This window comes from Bradyrhizobium yuanmingense (genome assembly GCF_900094575.1).
In the GTDB taxonomy this organism is placed as follows: Bacteria; Pseudomonadota; Alphaproteobacteria; order Rhizobiales; family Xanthobacteraceae; genus Bradyrhizobium; species Bradyrhizobium yuanmingense.
This window is the reverse complement of record NZ_FMAE01000001.1, coordinates 543,289-561,999: the sequence shown is the minus strand read 5'-3', so window position 1 is coordinate 561,999 and position 18,711 is coordinate 543,289. Positions and strand designations below refer to the sequence as shown.

The window sequence follows — 18,711 nt, the reverse complement described above, 5'->3', positions numbered from 1 at the left end:
TGACGCGGAGAGAGGCTGGCGCCTAGCCTCTACTCCGCCGCGGCGGCAAAGCGGCTGTTCTCCAGCTCCGCTTCCAGCCGCGCCGTCTCGGCCGCCGCCAGCCTGATGTTGGCCTCCTTGACGTGGCCGAAGCCGCGGATGGTCTCCGGCACGCGCGCAAGCCTTGCCAGCAGCGGGATTTGATCCGGCTTCAGCCCTGTGATCCGCTGGTCGATCATCGCCAGATAATCCGCGATCAATTTCCGCTCAGTCCGGCGCTCCTCGGTGCGGCCGAACGGATCGAACACGCTGCCGCGCAGGAACTTGAGCCTGGCGAGCAGGCGGAAGGCGTGGAACATCCAGCTCCCGAACTCCTGCTTCTGCAGGTGTCCGGTCGTCTTGTCGCGCTTGGCGAAGATCGGCGGCGCCAAATGGTACTTCAGCGTGAAATCGCCGTCGAACTTCTCAGACACTTTCTTGGCGAAGCTGCCGTCGGTGTAGAGCCGGGCGACCTCATATTCGTCCTTGTAGGACATCAGCTTGAACAGGTTCTTTGCGACCGCTTCGGTGAGCTCGGTTGACCCGGGCAAAGCCGCGCTCTCCGCCTTGCGCACCTTCGCGACGGCTGCGAGGTAGCGGTCGGCATAGGCCTTGTCCTGATAGAAGGTCAGGAATTCGGCGCGCGTCGCGATGATATCGTCGAGCGATTTCGCAGGCGCGGACGCTATTGCCTTGAACTGGAGCACGCTGCGCACGCGCGACATGTCGTGGGCAGCGAGCCGGCCCCAGGTGAAGGCGAGCTTGTTCATCTCGATCGCGGCGCCGTTGATCTCGATGGCGCGAAGCAGGGCTTCCAGCGACAGCGGGATCGCGCCCTTCTGGAACGCAAAGCCGAGCATGAAGGGGTTGGTCGCGATGGAATCGCCCATCAGTGCCGCGGCAATGCCTGTCGCGTCGATGATGTCGAGGTTGTTGTCGCCGATAGCGTCGCGGAGCACGGTCTGCATTGCGCCCATCTCGAAATCGAGATCGGGGTTTTGCACGAAGCTCGCGGTCGGCTGCAGATCGGCGTTGATGTAGGCCTTGGTCACGCCGCGCTCGGCGCGGCTCAGCGCCGTCGGGCCCGCGGAGACGATCATGTCGCAGCCGAGGATGACGTCGGCGCCGCCCGTGGTGATGCGAACCGCGGAGATGTCTTCCGGCGTCCGTGCGATGCGGACATGGCTCATCACCGCGCCGTTCTTCTGCGACAGGCCGGTGAAGTCGAGCGCCGAGCAGCCGCGGCCGTCGACATGGGCAGCCATGCCGAGCAGGGCTCCGATGGTGATGACGCCGGTGCCGCCGATGCCGGTGACGAGGATGTTGTAGGGCCCGTCCAGCTCACGCGCCGGCGGCAGCGGCAGATCCGCGAACAGCTGGCCGGAATCCACAGCCGAGGTCTTCATCCGCTTCAGCGAGCCGCCATGGACGGTGACGAAGCTCGGGCAAAAGCCCTCGACGCAGGAAAAGTCCTTGTTGCAGTTCGACTGGTCGATCTGGCGCTTGCGGCCGAATTCGGTCTCCAGCGGCTGCACCGAGACGCAGTTCGAGGCCTGCGAGCAATCGCCGCAACCTTCGCAAACGAGCTCGTTGATGAAGGCGCGCTTGGCGGGATCGGGATAGAGCCCGCGCTTACGGCGGCGGCGCTTCTCGGCGGCGCAGGTCTGGTCGTAGATGATGACCGTTAGGCCCTTGATATCGCGCAGCTCGCGCTGCACGGCATCGAGCTCGCGGCGGTGGTGGATGGTCGCGCCTTGCGGGAAGTATCCGCCTTGCGGATACTTTGTGGGATCGTCGGAGACGATCGCAAGCCGCTTGACGCCTTCGGCCCAGACTTGATGGGCGATCTGCGCGACGTTGAAGGCGCCTTCGGCGGGCTGGCCGCCGGTCATCGCCACGGCGTCGTTGTAGAGGATCTTGTAGGTGATGTTGATGCCGGCGGCCGAAGCCGCACGAAGGGCGAGCAGGCCGGAATGCGTGTAGGTGCCGTCGCCGAGATTCTGGAAGATGTGATTCTCGTTCGTGAAGGGCGACTGGCCGATCCAGTTCACGCCCTCGGCGCCCATATGCGAGATCAGATCCGTGCGGCGGGTCGGCATGCTCAGCGCCATGCCGTGGCAGCCGATGCCGGCCATGGCGCGGCTGCCCTCGGGCACCCGCGTCGAGGTGTTGTGCGGGCAGCCCGAGCAGAAGAACGGCGTGCGTGCGAGCTTGATCGGCGTGCTGGTCGTCACCGGGTTGTCGAAAGCCTCGAGCCTGGCGAGGCGCTGCTCCAGCACGGGACTGTGATGGCCGAGCTTGCGCAAGCGCGCCACCAGCGCGCCAGCGACGATGGTCGGCGTCAGCTCGCCCTCGCTCGGCAACAGCGGTGCGCCGCGCTCATCGCGCTTGCCGGTGACGGTCGGGCGCTTTGAGGCATCGACGTTGTAGAGGATCCGCATCAGCTGGTCTTCGATGAAGCCGCGCTTCTCCTCGACCACCAGCACGTCCTGAAGACCTTCAGCGAAACGTTTCGCGCCGCTTTCCTCCAGCGGCCAGGTCAAGGCAACCTTGTAGATGCGAAGGCCCAGGTCCTGCGCGTCCTTGTCGGTGATGCCGAGGTCGGCGAGCGCTTGGCGCAGATCGAGATAGGCCTTGCCGGTCGCGACGATGCCGAGCCGCGCGGGCTTGGAATCGAGCACGATGCGGTCGAGCTGATTGGCGCGGGCGAAGGCCTGCACCGCCGCCATCTTCGGTCCGAACAGGCGCTTCTCCGCCTCCAGCGGCGGATCGGGCCAGCGGATGTTGAGGCCGCCGGGCGGCATCTCGAAATCGTCGGGCACCACGATCTTGATGCGTTCGGGGTCGCTATAGATCGAGGCCGAGCTCTCCACCGTCTCGCTGATCGCCTTGAAGCCGACCCAGCAGCCGGAGAAGCGCGACAGCGCAAAGCCGTAGAGGCCGAGATCGAGATAGTCCTGCAGCGTGGCGGGATTGATCACGGGAATCAGCGCCGCCGCGAACACCTGCTCGCTCTGATGCGCCAGCGTCGAGGATTGGCAGCCGTGGTCGTCCCCGGCGAGCGCCAGCACGCCGCCATTGAGCGAGGTGCCGGCGGCATTGGCATGCTTGAGCGCATCGACCGAGCGGTCGACGCCCGGGCCCTTGCCGTACCAGATGCCGAACACGCCATCGACCTTGGCGCCGGGAAACAGGCCGACCTGCTGGCTGCCCCAGACCGCAGTTGCGGCGAGGTCCTCGTTCAAACCAGGGACGAAAGCGATGTCGTGCTGCTGAAGGTGCGACTTCGCCCGCCACAACGCGTGGTCGTACATGCCGAGCGGGGAACCGCGATAGCCCGAGATGAAGCCGCCGGTGTTGAGGCCCTGAAGCCGGTCGCGTTCGCGCTGCAACATGGGCAGGCGGACCAGGGCCTGCGTGCCGGAGAGGAAGATCCGCTTCGATTCGAGCCGGTATTTGTCGTCCAGCTCGACCTGCAACAGCGTCATTCGGAAGTCCTCGTCTTTCGTCCGGCGGGAGGTTTGCGCTGCGGGAGGAATCGCGGCTGCGCGATGCGAATTGTGACAGTCAAAAGGATGGGCCAGCGAAGTCAATATCGCTGGCCGCATCCGTGGCGCTCCTGCTAGTCATGGCTTGCACGCGGAGAGCGCCATGACTGCAAACGCATTCGACACCGAGATCACGGAGACGGCCGAGGCCCTGATCGGGCCGTGGCGTCAGCCACGCCAGATGCTGCAGGCGCAGACCTATGACGCGCACGCCTCGATCCATGACGACGCCACCGCGCAGAAGCTCGGCTTCAAGGGCGGCACGATCGAGGGCCCGACGCATTTCAGCCAGTTCGCTCCGCTCGGCGAGCGGCTGTGGGGGCAGGCTTGGTTCGAGATAGGCTGCCTTTCAGCACATTACCGCAGCGTCTGCTATGAGGGCGAAGAGGTGCAGGCGATCCTGGCGAAGCCATTGCCCGGCACCCGCCAGTGCCAGATCCAGATGGTCAAGCGCGACGGCACTGAGGTGCTGCGCGGCACGGCATCAGTCGGCGATTTGCCGGTTGCAACGGCGCTCGAGGCGCGCCTTGGCGAGCTCAAGCCGCTCACTGATCCCGTGATCTTGCGCGATGTGAAGGTGGCGCAGACCAGCAAGCGGCAGTCGGTGCGCATGGCGTTCGACCAGAACATGGGCGACCTCTATCCGTTCTCGCTGAGGCAGAAGCTCGCCGTCATCACCGAAAGCTCGCCGTACTATTCGGGCGCGGATAATCCGTGGGGCAAGCCCATCATCCCCATGGAGATGCTGAGCGTGCTGTTCCAGTACCGCTCCAAGGACGATCCGCTGCCGGCCAAGGGCCCGGCCGTCGGCCTGTTCGCCGACCAGGAGATCCGCCTGCTGAAGGGTCCGCTCCTCGAGGGCGAGGAATACGAGGTCGAGCGCGAAGTCGTCGCGCTCTCCGGCAGCCGCCGCACCGAAAGCGCCTGGGTCAAGACGCGCGTGTTCGACAAGGCGGGCGCGATGGTGGCGGCCATGCTGCTGAACATGGCGACGCTGAAGGAGTCTTACGCCCCGTATGAGGAAGAGCATCGGCAGTTGTATGGGGCGGGGCGGTAGCCTCTGCTCGTCATTCCGGGGCGCGCGTAGCGCGAACCCGGAATCCATTTCACCTCGCGTACCGCGGCCCGATGGATTCCGGGCTCGACGCTGGCGCGTCGCCCCGGAATGACGGAGGAAGCCGCTTATCTCTTAGGCAAATGCACGGCGCGAAGCCGTCGCACAGGGAATAAGCAGACGCCGATCGCCGGCGTAACCTTCTGACCAGACGACAAATTCCCTCGCTACCCGCGCTCAACCGCAATTGTACACAATGGCACGGCGCTTGCAGAACTCCCGGCCAGGAGAGTTCTCGCGGGGCCGTCATGTTGAACTCAGCCAAGCCGACCAAGGGCGTCGTCAGCGCCGAGCCCGAGCCGATCACGCTCGACTGGTCCGCCACCGCGCTTCTCATCATCGACATGCAGCGCGACTTCATGGAGCCCGGCGGTTTCGGCGAGACCCTGGGCAACGACGTCAGCCAGCTCGGGCGTGCGGTGAAGCCGATCGGCGCGGTGCTGACGGCCGCGCGCGACAGCGGCATGCTGGTCATTCACACGCGCGAGGGGCATCTGCCCGATCTCTCCGACGCGCCGCCGGCCAAGGTCGAGCGCGGCGCGCCGAGCCTTCGCATCGGCGATCCCGGTCCGATGGGGCGCATCCTCATTCGCGGCGAGGCCGGCCACGACATCATTCCCGAGCTCTATCCGCTCGACAGCGAAATCGTCATCGACAAGCCCGGCAAGGGGGCGTTCTACGCGACCGAGCTCGGCGAGGTCTTGGAGAAATACGGCATCGAGAATTTGCTCGTGTGCGGCGTCACCACGGAAGTGTGCGTCAACACCACGGTGCGCGAGGCCAACGACCGCGGCTATCGCTGCGTCGTCATCGCCGACGGCTGCGCGTCCTACTTCCCCGAGTTTCACGAGATGGGCCTGAAGATGATCAAGGCCCAGGGCGGCATCTTCGGCTGGGTCGCGGATTCAGCCGCAGTTCTGGAGGCAATGACGGTTTCGACCACATAGGGGTACTATCATGAGCACATTGACGGGGGCGGCCGGCAGTTCTGATCTGAACAAGTCCGACTTCAAGCCGGCGCTATGGACGTCGGGCGATTGGAACGCGTTGTTCGGCTTCGGCACCAACATCCTCGTCAACATCTTGGTGCTCACGGGCCTGTTGCGCTTCGTGCTGAAGATGCCCGACAGCCTCGTGTTCGGCCGCATCCTGCCCGCGCTCGGGCTGATGATGTGTCTCTCCACCTTCTATTACGCCTATCTCGCCTATCGCCTGGCCCAGAAGACCGGCCGCAACGACGTCTGCGCGCTGCCGTCGGGCGTCAGCGTGCCGCACATGTTCATCGTGACCTTCGTGATCATGCTGCCGATCACGCTCAAGACCGGCGATCCGCTCAAGGGGTGGTCGGCGGGCCTCGTCTGGGTATTCTTCCAGAGCTTCATCCTGATGATCGGCGGCTTCATCGCGCCGTTCATCCGCAAGATCACGCCGCGCGCGGCGCTGCTCGGCACGCTCGCAGGGGTCTCCGTCACCTTCATCTCGATGCGGCCAGCGTTAGAGATGTACATGACGCCGCAGATCGGTCTCGTCTGCTTCGCCATCATCCTGGTGAGCTGGTTCGGCGGCGTGAAGTATTGGCGCGGCATTCCCGCGGGCCTCGTCGCAATCGCGGCCGGCATGATCATCGCCTGGGGCTCGAACCTGTTCGGGCTCGGCCTCGGCGGCCTGAGCATCGCGGGCGTCGGTGCGGCCTTCGCCAATTTCGGCTTCTCGGTGCCGATCCCGGCGCTTGGCTACGTCTTCTCCGGCTTCGAATTCCTCGGCATCATCTTGGTCACCGCCATTCCGTTCGGCATCTACGACCTCGTCGAGGCCATGGACAATGTCGAGAGCGCGGAAGCGGCCGGCGACGACTATCCGACCACGCGCGTGCTCACCGCCGACGGCGTCGTCAGCCTGATCGGCTGCCTGATGGGCAATCCTTTCATCAACGCGGTCTATATCGGCCATCCCGGCTGGAAGGCGATGGGCGGCCGAATCGGCTATTCGGCTGCGACCGGCATCATGGTGGTGGTGCTGTCCTGGTTCGGCATCATCTCGGTGCTGCTGGCGCTGGTGCCCGTGGTCGCGATCTCTCCGATCCTGCTCTACATCGGCATGCTGATCGGCGCGCAGGCGTTCCAGACCACGCCGGTCAAGCACGCGCCTGCGATCGTGCTGGCACTGACCCCGCACCTTGCCGCCTGGGCCAAGCTCCAGATCGATACGATGCTGGCCTCGACCATGACTGCGGCAGCAACTGTCGGCGGGATGGCGGCCGACAAGGCCGACGCGGTCAAGACCGCAGCGGTGGCGGCGCTGCCGCAGCAGGGCGTGTTCTATCACGGCCTCGAAGTCATGGGCGGCGGCTCCATCCTCGGCGGCCTCATCCTCGGCGCTATCGGTGTCTTCATCATCGAGCGCGATTTCGAGAAGGCCTCCGCCTTTGCGCTGGTCGGGGCGATCCTGACCTATTTCGGCTTCATGCATGGCGAGGCCGTCGGCATCGGCGGCGGCTTTGGCGTGACCCCCGCGGTCGCGCTGGCCTACGCCGTGATGGCCGCCGGCCTGTTCGCGGCCAGCAAGCTCGGCGCCAGCGAACACTATGCCGCGCATCCGGAGATGTCGGCCGCACCGGCGGAGTAGGCCCGGCTTCATTGTTGCGGAACGGCCGGGCGGATGGTCCGGCCGTTGCTGTTTCAGGGCCGTACCGCCGGCGTTTCCATCGGCAGGCCGCGCGCCCGCGACATCAGGTACAGTTCGAGTGCGACCAACTCGGGTGAGCCGTAATCATAGGCCTGGGCGCGGACACCGCTCATGCAGCTGCGCAGCCGTCGCTCCAGCGAGCCCAGCGTCTGCCATTCCAGTCGATACAGCGGATAGCCGGTCGGCTGTCCTTGCGTGATCGGAGCGCCCGCGAGGCGCTTGTCGAAATTGTCGTCATGGCAGTTGGTGCAGGCAAGGTTGAGCTGGCCTTCGCGCTGCATGAAGAGGTCGCGGCCCTGGTCGACAAACGGCTTGAGTTGCGGATCGTCGCCGGCCGTGATCGGATTGCCACGCGACTGGTGGGCGACGAAGGCGGACAATGCGAGCAGGTCGCGGGTCTCGTAAGGTAGCGGCGTCGCCTGCTGATGAATGGCCCGGCAGAGATTGATGCGCTGGTCGAGCGTGACGGGACGGCCGAGGGCCTTGTCGAAGGCAGGATAACGCGCCGCGACGCCCTTCATGCTGGTGCGCGCATCGCCATGACAATCGGCGCATGCCCTGTCGGCGCTGCCGGTCTTCTTCTTCCACAGCTGCTCGCCGTCGAGCACGAACAGCATGCCGGGATTGGCGGTGTCGTCGTCCTGCATCGCCCGGGTGTCCGGGCCCATGAAGGCATAGCCGGAGCGGCGCGCATCGGGCGGGATCTCTGCGGCGAGCAGGGCTGGGCCCGTGACGAGGAATATCGCCGCCGCTATCGCGCGCCAAACAATCATTCGACCGTGATCGATGCCGATGCGGTGGACGAATAGCCGTTGTCGCCGATCCACTCGAACTCGAACTTGCCGCTCTCCTTGGCCACCGTGAAGAACGATAAATATGGGTTCGCCGCGATCGCCGGAAACAGGTCGGCGCGAAAGACCTCGGCCCCGTTGTAGCGGCAGATGAAGCTCGTGATGATGTCGCGCGGCACGAGCTTGCCGTCCGCGGTGTGGCGGAATCCCGTTTCCATGATGTGCGAGGTCAGCGTGCGGATCTCGATGATCTCGCCGCGTTTGGCTTTCGAGGGAACGTTGATGAGGGCAGCCATCAGTTCATCTCCTCGGTGCAGGCCGCCAGCGTCACGACGACATCGGCGGCAACCTGCCAGAACGTGTCGTCGGACAGGCGCGCGATCGCGACCACCTTCTGGGTGTCGGCGAGCCGGATCCGGGTCGAGACCTGGGCGCGGCCGGAGGAAGGACCAAGATAGAAATTGCCGATGTTCGGCTGCGGGTTCTTCTCGTTGAAGACGTGGATGCTCTTGACGTAATCGTCCGCCGTCATCGGGTTTGCAACGCTGACCGTCATCGGCACCGTATTGCCGTTCTCGACCAGCGGCGGAATGTCGAGCCTGATCCTGCCGTTGCGAAGCTGGGCTTCGCCGACGAGGTTACGGATCGCAGCGTTGAGCATCGCGGGCGTCGCTTGAAGCGGCCGCAGCGTCACGATCGGGACCGTGCCGGCGACTGTCACGCCTCCGGCGAGGTTCAAGAATTGTCGTCGCGTGGTTGGCATGAAACCTAGTCCCGAAGCGTTGCAAGAAAAGCCACGATGTCCTCGATCTCCGCAGCCGACAGGATCGGCTTGCCGGCGAAGTTGCGTCCGACGCGGACGAGGCCGTCGTTGCGATAATAGGACGGCATGATGGTGTCCGGATTGAAGCGCGAGGCATCAACCAGTCGAAGCCGCAACTGGCTCGCGGACCACCGGTTCCCGGCACCGGCAAGATCAGGCGCGAGGTCGCCCTGGAACCGCGTTTCCGGAAATGGGCCGGAATGGCAGAGCATACAGGTCGTCGTGCGTGCGAGCACCAGCGCGCGCCCACGCGTGGCATCGCTGGTCGAGCCGGTGAGCGAGGCGGGAATGCCGTCGCCGACGATTGTGTAGGGCACGAGCTCGTCCGCGCTCGCGCTGCAGGCGAGGCTGGCAGAGATCAGCGCTGCGATATGGATCGGTGCTCTAGCCAAAGGTGTCCGCCGTGATGGTTTCAAACCAGCGCTCGGCCTCGTCCGCCTCGCGGGCGCGCAATTCGCGCGGCGCGTCGACCGGGCTGGTGGCGCCGCCCTCGACCTCGGCGAAGATGTCGCCCCTGGGCTCGTAATTGCCGGCCAGCGAAAAGCCGTAACCGGGCGCGACGACGTTGTAGCAGACGCCTGTCAGGCGTGGCGTCTCCGGCGCGCGGCCAGCAAAGAGATTCACGATCGCGCCAGCACAGGCCCTGCCTTGCGCGCTCGCAGCGGATGCTGATTTGGGAATGCCGCCGCCGAGGCAGGCGTCGCCGACGACGTGGACGTTCGGAACGAGCTTGGACTCGAACGTGACGGGATCGATCGGGCACCAGCCCGTCGCGTCCGCAGCGCCCGCGATGGCGGCGATGCGCCCCGCGCGCTGCGGCGGGATGACGTTGGCGACGTCAGGGGTGTAGTTGCCGAACTCCGTGACGATGGTTCGCATCGTCGGATCGACCGAGGTGACGCGGCCGCCTTGCGACAGTGCGACGCGCTCGATCATGTCGCCATAGAGCTCCTTCCACGCTTTCTCGAACAGCCGCTGCTGAGAGAACGCGTCCTTGGCATCGAGGATCAGAACTTTCGACCGCGGCTTTCTCGACTTCAGGTAATGCGCGATCAGGCTCGCGCGCTCGTAGGGCGCTGGCGGGCACCGGGAAGGATTGGCCGGGATTGCAATGGCGATCGTGCCGCCGTCCGCCATCGCTTCCAATTGCCGGCGCAGCAAAAGCGTTTGCGCGCCGGCCTTCCAGCCGTGCGGCATCGTCTCCGATGCGGCGTCGTCGTAGCCGGGCAGGGCTTCGAAATGGAAGTCGATGCCGGGCGAGAGCACGAGGCGGTCATAGCCGAACGTGGTGCCATCGCCCGTCGTCACACGACGTGTTTGCGTGTCGATGTTCGTCGCAGCCTGTGTGACGATGCTGATGCCCCCGGCGGCAAGCTTGTCATAGGCGAACTGCTGCGCCTCGATCTCGCGCAGGCCCGCGATCACCTCGTTGCTGAAGGGACAGGAGATGTAAGTCTTGTTCGGCTCAATCAGGGTGACCTGCAATTTAGCATCGGCGCGCTTGAGCGCGCGGGCGCAAGCGGCGCCGCCAAAGCCGCCGCCGACCACGACGACGCGGCCCGCCGATTGTGCGCGCAGGATCGAAGGGGCGGCGAGCGATGTGGCTGCGACGGCGATGCCGAGGACGGCATTCCGCCGCGTCACCGGCGCATTCATGAGACCTGTCCGGAAAATGCTGCGGCGGCCGATACGGCCGCCGCGATTTGTCCTTTGAGCATGATCTTTTCGGAAACCCGCTCCACACTTCTCCGGATCATGCTTTACGCGAACGTGATGTTCTGGTCGCGCAGCGGCACATGGCGAATGCGCTTGCCGGTCGCGGCGAAGTACGCATTCAGCACGGCCGGCGCCGCCACGCCGATGGTCGGCTCGCCGACGCCGCCCCAGAACCCGCCGCTCGGCACCATCACCGCCTCCACCTTCGGCATCTCGTTGATGCGCATCGAATTGTAGGTGTCGAAGTTGGTCTCCTCGATCTTGCCTCCCTTGACCGTGCAGCCGCCGTAGAACAGCGCGGAGAGGCCATAGACGAAGGAGCCGGCGACCTGCCGTTCCACTTGCGCCGGATTGACGACGTAGCCCGGATCGGTGGAGGCGACGATGCGATGCACCTTTATCTTGCTGCCCTCTGTCACCGAGATCTCGGCGGCGCCGGCGACATAGCTGCCATAGCCCATCACCTGCGCGATGCCGCGATAGACGCCTTGCGGCGCCGGCGTGGTCCAGCCGATCTTCTCGGCCACCGCATTGAGCACCGCGAGGTGCTTGGGGTGGTTGCCCATCAGCTTGCGACGGAATTCGAGGGGGTCCTGGCCTGCGGCATGGGCGAGCTCGTCCATGAAGCATTCCATGTAGATCGCGTTGTGGTTGACGTTGACGCCGCGCCAGAAGCCGGGCGGGACGTGCGGGTTGCGCATCGCATGCTCGACCAGAAGGTTCGGCACCGAATAGCCGAATGCGGCTTCGCCGGATTGGGCGACGCCCTGGAATGCCGCGGGATCCATGCCGTTCTGCAACGCTTCGGGGCGGAGCGAGAACAGGATCGATTGCCCGGACAGGCGGTAGTGCAGCGCGATCAGGTTGTTGTTGGCATCGAACGCGCCGGTCATCTTGCACTGGGTGATCGGGTGATACCTGCCGTGCGCCATGTCCTCTTCGCGCGACCACAGCAGCTTGATCGGCGTGCCCGGCATCTGCTTGGCGATCATGACGGCCTGGCGGACATAGTCGGTCTGGCCGCGCCGGCCGAAGCCGCCCCCTAACATCACCTTGTGCACGTCGCACTTCTCGGCCGGCAGGCCGGACGCTTCCAGCACCGCTGCAAACGCCGCCTCGCCGTTCTGCGTCCCGCACCAGACCTCGCATCTGTCGGCCGTGTAGAGCGCGGTGGCATTCATCGGCTCCATCGTGGCGTGGTTCTGGTAGGGATAGGAGTAGACGGCCTCGACCTTCTTGGCGGCGCCGGCAATCGCGGCCTTCGCGTCGCCGTTCTTGTTGCCGACATAGGCCGGCTGCGCATTGTCGAGGCCCTCGGCCAGCCATTTCGCAATCGACTCGCTGGAGACTTTTGCGTTGTCGCCTTCGTCCCAGACGATCGGCAGTGCTTCCAGCGCGGTCTTGGCGTGCCACCAGGTGTCGGCGACGACCGCGACGGCGGTGTCGCCGACCCTGACGACCTTCTTGACGCCTTTCATGTTGGCGATCTTGGCTTCGTCAAAGCTCTTCAGCTTGCCGCCGAACACCGGGCAGTCCTTGATCGCAGCGTTCAGCATGCCCGGCAGCTTGACGTCGACGCCGTAGATCATCGCGCCGGTGGTCTTGTCGACCGTGTCGAGCCGATTGACGCCCTTGCCGATCAGCTTCCAGTCCTTCGGATCCTTCAGCTTGACGTCCGCCGGCGGCGTCAGCTTCGCCGCAGCTTCGGCGACCTTGCCATAGGTCGTGGTCCGGCCCGAGGGCGTATGGGTGATGACGCTGTTCTGGGCCCTGCATTCGGAGGCCGGCACTTTCCATGCGTCGGCTGCGGCCTGGATCAACATCACGCGCGCGGTGGCGCCGCCCTTGCGCACATAGTCCTGCGAGGAGCGGATGCCGCGGCTGCCGCCGGTCGAGAAATCGCCCCAGACACGCTTGCGGGCGACGCTCTGGCCGGGGGTCGGATATTCGGTCGTGACCTTGGTCCAGTCGCATTCGAGCTCCTCGGCAACGAGCTGGGCGAGGCCGGTCAGCGAGCCCTGACCCATCTCCGAGCGGGCGATGCGGATCACCACGGTGTCGTCGGGCCTGACCACGACCCAGGCGCCGATCTCCGGCGAGCCGTCGGCGGCGCGGACCACGGCGGGGCCGCCGAAGGGCAGGTCGAGGCCGATGGCAAGGCCGGCACCGACCGCAGCGGTGCCGATGACGAAGGCGCGGCGGTTGAGCCGCGGCGATATATGCTTGTTCATGTGGGGATTTCCTTACGCGCTCGCGATCGTGTGGATCGCCTCGCGCACCTGCTGGAAGGTGCCGCAGCGGCAGATATTCGTGATGGCCTCGTCGATGTCGGCGTCGGTCGGCTTCGGCTTCTCGTTCAAGAGCGCGGCCACCGCCATGATCATGCCGCTCTGGCAATAGCCGCATTGCGGCACGTCCTGGGCGATCCAGGCCTCCTGCACCTTGTGCAGCGTATTGCCCGAGGCGAGCCCCTCGATGGTGGTGATCTGCTTGCCCTCGGCCTCGCTGACCGAGATGCCGCAGGAGCGCATCGCAACGCCATCGAGGTGAACCGTGCAGGCACCGCATTGTGCAATGCCGCAACCGTATTTGGTGCCGGTCAGGCCGGCATTCTCGCGGATTGCCCAAAGCAGCGGCGTATCCGGCTCGACGTCGAGCGTGAAGGGTTTTCCGTTGATTGTTAGGTTTGCCATCGCAAGTCCCCTGATTGGCCCAATCCACCGATTGAACTCAGGGGCGCAATGTGTGCGGCAAACTGGAACGGTTCAAATCAACAGTCCGAGGTTCAAATCAACAAACCGAGCGCGACCAGGGCGCTTGGCCCCCGCTCTGGGTATGGACCGGGACGCCGTTTTGGCTCATCCCTTCGCAATCGATTCGGGTTGAGGCCTTGTTCCGAGGGCGCCAATCCGCGGCTTGAGGCGACGTCCGGCTGTGAATGCCGGTTCCAGGGCCCCGCGCGGCTTGCGCTGCGGCGACAGTTTGTCCCTATTGCCGGGGTGCAAGTCGCGGGCGCTTTGGTACACTGCGCCGACGCAAAAGGAGTTCCATGAACGTGCCGAGTCCCTGCAACGTACTGATGCTCTACCCGCTGTTCTCGGCAGAGTCCTTCTGGACCTTCGGCGAATCCTGCAAAGTGCTGGGCGTCAAGCGCCCGGCCGCCCCCCTGGGCCTGATCACCGTCGCCGCGATGCTGCCCGAGAGCTGGACCGTCCGGCTGATCGATTGCAACACCGCGCCGTTCGGGGAGGAGGATCTCGCCTGGGCCGACGTCGTGTTCACCGGCGGAATGTTGCCCCAGCAGGCCGACACCTTGCGTCTGATCGAGCTCTGCCGCGCTGCCGGCAAGCCGGTCGTGGTCGGCGGACCCGACCCCACCTCGAGCCCCCATATCTATGAACGGGCCGATTTCCGGGTGCTCGGCGAGGCCGAGAGCGTCATGAACGAATTCATCGCGGCCTGGGAGAGCGGCGCGCGATCCGGCCTCTTCACCGCACCGAAGTTCCAGGCCGACGTCACCAAGACGCCGGTGCCGCGTTTCGACCTGCTCAAGTTCGAGGACTATCTCTATCTCGGTGTGCAATATTCGCGCGGCTGTCCCTTCACCTGCGAGTTCTGCGACATCATCGAGCTCTACGGGCGCGTGCCGCGGACCAAGACGATCGAGCAGATGTTCGTCGAGCTCGAGACGCTCTACAAGATGGGCTATCGCGGTCATCTCGACTTCGTCGACGACAATTTCATCGGCAACAAGAAGTCGCTACGGCAGTTCCTGCCGAAGCTCGCCGAATGGCAGCGCACGCACGGCTATCCGTTCGAATTCTCCACGGAAGCCTCGGTCAATCTCGCCGACGACCCGGAGCTGTTGGAGCTGATGGGTGCGGCCAATTTCTTCGGCATCTTCGTCGGCATCGAAAGTCCGGACCCGGCGACGCTGGTCGCGATGCGCAAGAAGCAGAACACGCGGCGCAACATCGCCGAGAGCATCCACAAGATCTACGCCGCCGGCATGCTCGTCACCGCGGGCTTCATCGTTGGCTTCGACAACGAGAAGGTCTCGATGGCGGAGGCGATGATCGACTTCATCGAGGAGGCGGCAATCCCCGTCGCCATGGTCGGCCTGCTCTATGCCTTGCCCAACACGCAGCTCACGCGCCGGCTGGAGCGCGAAGGCCGGCTGCATTCCGGGCACGACGTGGCGCCGACGATTGGCGCCGATCAGTGCACGGCGGGCATCAATTTCGATCCGGTCCGCCCGTTGCGCGACATTCTGACGGACTACAAGCGGGTGCTGGAACACATCTACAGCCCGGCGGCCTATGCAGCACGTGTCGACCGCCTGATGACGCTGCTCGACCGGTCGAGGCAGCGTTCCGAGCTTGCCGAAGGCGATATCCGCTCCAAGCTCGGAGCCATGGAGACTGTGCACAAGGTGGTGTCCACGCTTCCTGAGGCGCGGGGGCCGCTCTGGCAGACCTTCCTGAACTGCGCCAAGCGCGACACGTCATCGGCGCGCATCGCCGTGCAGATGATCGCGGCCTACGCACATCTCGGCCCGTACTCCCGCAAGGTCATCGCGGCGATCGACGAGCGCCTGGCCGCGCTGGACAACGAGACCGTCGCTCCGGTGGCTGTCGGCGTGACGGCGGCCTGACAGCTTACTTCACGGCGAGCCGCAGGAAGCTCATCACGCTGCCGAGCGCGGCAAAGCCCGCGCCGAGCGCCAGCGCCAGCGTCGCGCCCTCGTGGCCAGCGAGTGCGAAGCAGGCGGCGGCGAGCGCCGCGCCAGTGGTCTGCCCAGTTAGGCGCGCGGTCGCGACGATGCCGGAGGCGCTGCCGCTGCGGTGCGGCGGCGCGCTTGCCATCACCGCCTTCATGTTCGGCGCCTGGAAGAAGCCGAAGCCCATGCCGCAGATCACCATCCGCCAGATGATGTCGGCAATGGCGGGATTGGGCGGCAGTGTCGCGAGCAGCGCCATGCCGAGACCCAGCAGGACGAGGCCGATGCCGCCGAGCAGCCCGACGGCATGGCGGTCGGAGAGGCGGCCTGCGATCGGCGCCATGATGCCGACCACCAGCGGCCAGGGCGTCATGAAGAAGCCGGTCTCGACCTGCGAGCGGCCGAGCACATCCTCGAAATAGAACGGCAGCGAGACGAAGGCGAGGCCCTGGACGGCGAAGGAGCACACCGCCGTTGCCGCCGACAGCGCGAACATCGGCCTGGCGAACAGGTCGATCGGCAGCATCGGCGCGGGATGATCGGCGTGGCGGCGGGTCAGGATCACGCCGAGCACGAGGGCTGTGACCAGCTCGATGCCGACCACGAATGGCGACAGATTGTGCGCGGCGCTGCCGATGCCGGTGATGAACAGGCCGAGGCAGGCGGTGGCCAGGATCGCGCCGAGCAAGTCGAAGCCGTGATCGGCGCGCGGGGTCTTCGGCAGCATGGCAAAGCCGATGCCGATGGCGATGAGGCCGAAGGGGATGTTGACGGCGAACAGCCACGGCCACGGGCCGAAGGCGAGGATGGCGGAGGCGATCGAGGGCCCGACGGTGAAGGCGGTCGCGACCACCAGCGCGTTGTGACCGAAGCCGCGGCCGAGCATGCGGCCGGGATAGGCGAAGCGCACCAGCGCCGTGTTGACGCTCATGATGCCGCTCGCCCCCAGCCCTTGCAGCGTGCGCGCCAGCAACAGGCTGTCGAGCGACCATGCCACCGCGCAGAACATCGAGGCAATGGTGAACAGGATCAGTCCGCCGAGATAGATGCGCTGGTGCCCGACGATCTCGCCGAGCGCTCCCAGCGGCAAGAGCGTCGCCACCAGCGCGATCTGGTAGACGTTGACGACCCAGACCGACTGCTCCGGCGTGACGTGCAGGTCGGCGGCGATGGCCGGCAGGGCGATGTTGGCAATGGCAGTGTCGAGCGAGGCCATCGCGAGCGCAGTGAAGATCGCGGCAACCGCCCAGCGCCGCTGCGTCGACGGAAGACCGTCGGCGGTGGGATGGTCGGGCTCGCGCGCGGCGGCAGGTAACGTGATCGTCATTTTTGTTGGCGCGCTGCTCCGGCGGCGTAGCCATGGGGGACGTTCGGCATGTACTACGGAGGCGCCGGCTTCCACAGGCGCAAGCTTGCATGCTGTGTATGCGCGAAGGTCGGGCGACGCGCTTGCGCTGCGGGCGCAAGGGCGAGGCCAAAAGAAAAGTCGAAAAACAACCCCATGCACAGTAGGAGGCCCTTTGATCGACAAGGCATTTTCCCGCCGTGTCGCAAACGGCGGTCGCAGCCGTGATCAAGTTGACCCGTCGGGCAAAACACTGGCAGGATGCCAGCGTGGCAGCGATCAGGCCGGGAGCAGGCCGCATGCGCGTCCTGCGCGCGCCGCCTCCACCACGCCGACGTTGAGACAGATCAACACTCGACCTGCGCGGCCGCCCGACCTTCCCATCAGCGCATCGATGGAAGGGCGGCCACATGCAGACTTTGCTCAGGGAAATCCGGAATACCCCTTTGCTCTGGATGCTGGCCTTCGTGCCCATCGTGCTGGTGGCCGAGGCGGTGGCGCCACATTCCCATACGCTGCTGTTCGTGCTCGCGGTGCTGGCCATCGTTCCGCTGGCGGCGCTGCTCAGCCACGCCACCGAGGCGGTCGCCGCCAAGACTGGCGATGCCGTGGGCGGGTTGCTCAATGCAACGCTCGGCAATCTGACCGAGCTGATCATCGCCATCACGGCGCTGCGCGCCGGCCAGTACATGCTGGTGAAGGCCTCGATTGCGGGCGCGATCGTCACCAACGCGGTGTTCATGCTGGGCGCCTGCCTGTTGCTGGGCGGCCTGCGCTATCATGTGCAGGAATATAACCGCGCCGGTGCGCGGCTCTCGTCCGGCCTGTTGCTGATGGCGACCGTCGCGCTGCTTGCGCCTTCGGCGGTCGCCGATCTCGACCACCTGCCGCAGGGCGGGGGCATCCTCAACAAGCTCAGCCTCGGCATTTCGGTCCTGCTCATCGCAGCTTACGGGCTCGGCCTGTTGTTCTCGCTTCGAACGCACAAGGAATTGTTCGCAAGCGCCGGTCACGGCGATGACGACAAGGAGGCGCACTGGCCGATCGGAACGGCCGTCGGCACGCTGCTGGTCGTCACCGTGCTGGTCGCGCTGGTCAGCGAGATCTTCGTGGAATCGGTGCAGAAGGCGGCGGAAACCTTCGGAATGAGCCCGGCCTTCGTCGGCTTCATCGTCGTCTCGCTGGTCGGCGCCGCCGCGGAATTCGCGGTGGCCTTCGCCGCGGCACGCAAGGACCGGCTCGACATGGCCGTCAGCATTGCGCTCGGCAGCGCCTCGCAGATCGCGTTGTTCGTCGCACCCGCTTTGGTGCTGCTCAGCTATGTCGTGGGGCCGAAGCCGATGGACCTGCAGTTCTGGCCGGGCGCGGTCACCATGATGATGATCGCGACGGTGACGTCGGCCTTCATCACGGCCAGCGGGCGCTCGGCCTGGTTCGTCGGCGCCCTGCTGATCTTCATCTATGCCGTGTTCGCGCTGACGCTGTACGTGGTCCCGCCGGCGGGGCAGGGGTGAAGTTCGGTGCCCCTCGATCTCGCTCCGGCAGGCTATTGGTCGTACGAGAAAATGTCGGCTCCAGGCCGCGATCGTCGGCGTCAGCCCGGGTGCATGGCGGCGCGATGCGCAGGGATCAGCAAACCACGAAGGTTAGGCGTGCTTCGTCGAACCCACCTTACGGCACAAACGTGCTGAGCTCGTAGACGACGACCGCAGCGCCGAGACAGCGCCGCCAAGGATTCACGCCGCGGATGATCTCGTCGGCGCCCCAAATCATCAGTCCGCCTTTCAAGACGATTGTCAGGGCGACGCTGGCTCTTCCCGCGGAAGGCCAGATCCAAAGCAGAAGGCCCGCGACGATCACGATCCATAGGATGAGGTTGGGCCATTGCGCGATGGTGATGGCACCGGTTTCGCGGCTCCTGAAGAACCAATCGAGGAATCGGCGCACGATC

The 18,711-nt window shown here is 65.5% G+C and carries 15 protein-coding genes; 5 read left to right on the top strand and 10 right to left on the bottom strand.

All coding sequences use genetic code 11. The annotated features are described in order from the left end of the window. Positions 1-29: 29 nt before the first annotated feature. Positions 30-3,506, bottom strand: a complete 3,477-nt coding sequence (locus GA0061099_RS02450) for an indolepyruvate ferredoxin oxidoreductase family protein (RefSeq protein WP_074447518.1) — start codon at positions 3,504-3,506, stop codon at positions 30-32. 163 nt (positions 3,507-3,669) lie between these two features. Here GA0061099_RS02450 and GA0061099_RS02445 point away from each other — a divergent pair, with 163 nt between their 5' ends. The 3 genes from GA0061099_RS02445 to GA0061099_RS02435 all read left to right on the top strand — a co-directional run bounded on the left by GA0061099_RS02445 (position 3,670) and on the right by GA0061099_RS02435 (position 7,305). Further along, positions 3,670-4,623, top strand: coding sequence for a hypothetical protein (locus GA0061099_RS02445; protein ID WP_036026001.1), 954 nt, complete (start codon positions 3,670-3,672; stop codon positions 4,621-4,623). A 305-nt stretch (positions 4,624-4,928) separates the two neighbouring features. After that, the gene (locus GA0061099_RS02440; RefSeq protein ID WP_036026000.1) at positions 4,929-5,627 is read left to right on the top strand and encodes a cysteine hydrolase family protein; all 699 of its coding nucleotides are present in this window, start codon (positions 4,929-4,931) and stop codon (positions 5,625-5,627) included. A gap of 10 nt (positions 5,628-5,637) precedes the next feature. Next, positions 5,638-7,305 (top strand): hypothetical protein, encoded by a 1,668-nt coding sequence (locus GA0061099_RS02435; protein ID WP_036025998.1) that lies wholly within the window; start codon positions 5,638-5,640, stop codon positions 7,303-7,305. 53 nt (positions 7,306-7,358) lie between these two features. Here the strand turns inward: GA0061099_RS02435 and soxA are convergent, their stop codons facing one another. The 7 genes from soxA to GA0061099_RS02400 form a co-directional block, all read right to left on the bottom strand. Then, positions 7,359-8,138: a sulfur oxidation c-type cytochrome SoxA gene (gene soxA, locus GA0061099_RS02430; RefSeq protein ID WP_036025997.1), complete on the bottom strand. Its 780-nt coding sequence runs from the start codon at positions 8,136-8,138 to the stop codon at positions 7,359-7,361. After that, positions 8,135-8,452 carry a thiosulfate oxidation carrier complex protein SoxZ gene (gene soxZ, locus GA0061099_RS02425; RefSeq protein WP_036025996.1) on the bottom strand — a complete coding sequence of 106 codons (318 nt, stop codon included), beginning with the start codon at positions 8,450-8,452 and terminating at the stop codon, positions 8,135-8,137. Before soxZ ends, soxA begins: the two co-directional genes overlap by 4 nt. Then, positions 8,452-8,919, bottom strand: coding sequence for a SoxY-related AACIE arm protein (locus GA0061099_RS02420; RefSeq protein WP_036025995.1), 468 nt, complete (start codon positions 8,917-8,919; stop codon positions 8,452-8,454). Before GA0061099_RS02420 ends, soxZ begins: the two co-directional genes overlap by 1 nt. A gap of 5 nt (positions 8,920-8,924) precedes the next feature. Next, on the bottom strand, positions 8,925-9,371 hold the full coding sequence (gene soxX / locus GA0061099_RS02415) for a sulfur oxidation c-type cytochrome SoxX (RefSeq protein ID WP_036025993.1): 447 nt from the start codon (positions 9,369-9,371) through the stop codon (positions 8,925-8,927). After that, positions 9,364-10,635, bottom strand: a complete 1,272-nt coding sequence (locus GA0061099_RS02410; RefSeq protein WP_036025992.1) for an NAD(P)/FAD-dependent oxidoreductase — start codon at positions 10,633-10,635, stop codon at positions 9,364-9,366. Before GA0061099_RS02410 ends, soxX begins: the two co-directional genes overlap by 8 nt. 104 nt (positions 10,636-10,739) lie before the next feature. Continuing rightward, a complete protein-coding gene (locus GA0061099_RS02405) occupies positions 10,740-12,926 on the bottom strand; it encodes a xanthine dehydrogenase family protein molybdopterin-binding subunit (protein ID WP_074447517.1) in 2,187 nt (728 codons plus the stop codon). Positions 12,927-12,938: 12 nt separating this feature from the next. Next, positions 12,939-13,388: a (2Fe-2S)-binding protein gene (locus GA0061099_RS02400; protein ID WP_036004329.1), complete on the bottom strand. Its 450-nt coding sequence runs from the start codon at positions 13,386-13,388 to the stop codon at positions 12,939-12,941. A gap of 356 nt (positions 13,389-13,744) precedes the next feature. Between GA0061099_RS02400 and GA0061099_RS02395 the strand changes: the two genes are divergently transcribed. Beyond that, positions 13,745-15,349, top strand: coding sequence for a B12-binding domain-containing radical SAM protein (locus GA0061099_RS02395; protein WP_074447516.1), 1,605 nt, complete (start codon positions 13,745-13,747; stop codon positions 15,347-15,349). A 4-nt stretch (positions 15,350-15,353) separates the two neighbouring features. On the opposite strand, the gene GA0061099_RS02390 is transcribed toward GA0061099_RS02395, so the two are convergent. Further along, the gene (locus tag GA0061099_RS02390) at positions 15,354-16,742 is read right to left on the bottom strand and encodes an MFS transporter (RefSeq protein WP_074447515.1); all 1,389 of its coding nucleotides are present in this window, start codon (positions 16,740-16,742) and stop codon (positions 15,354-15,356) included. A gap of 428 nt (positions 16,743-17,170) precedes the next feature. On the opposite strand from GA0061099_RS02390, the gene cax reads away from it, so the two are divergent. Further along, positions 17,171-18,274 carry a calcium/proton exchanger gene (gene cax, locus GA0061099_RS02385; RefSeq protein ID WP_036025958.1) on the top strand — a complete coding sequence of 368 codons (1,104 nt, stop codon included), beginning with the start codon at positions 17,171-17,173 and terminating at the stop codon, positions 18,272-18,274. Between the two features lie 157 nt (positions 18,275-18,431). Here cax and GA0061099_RS02380 read toward each other — a convergent pair whose 3' ends face one another. After that, positions 18,432-18,707, bottom strand: coding sequence for a hypothetical protein (locus GA0061099_RS02380; protein ID WP_036025987.1), 276 nt, complete (start codon positions 18,705-18,707; stop codon positions 18,432-18,434). Positions 18,708-18,711 lie beyond the last annotated feature (4 nt).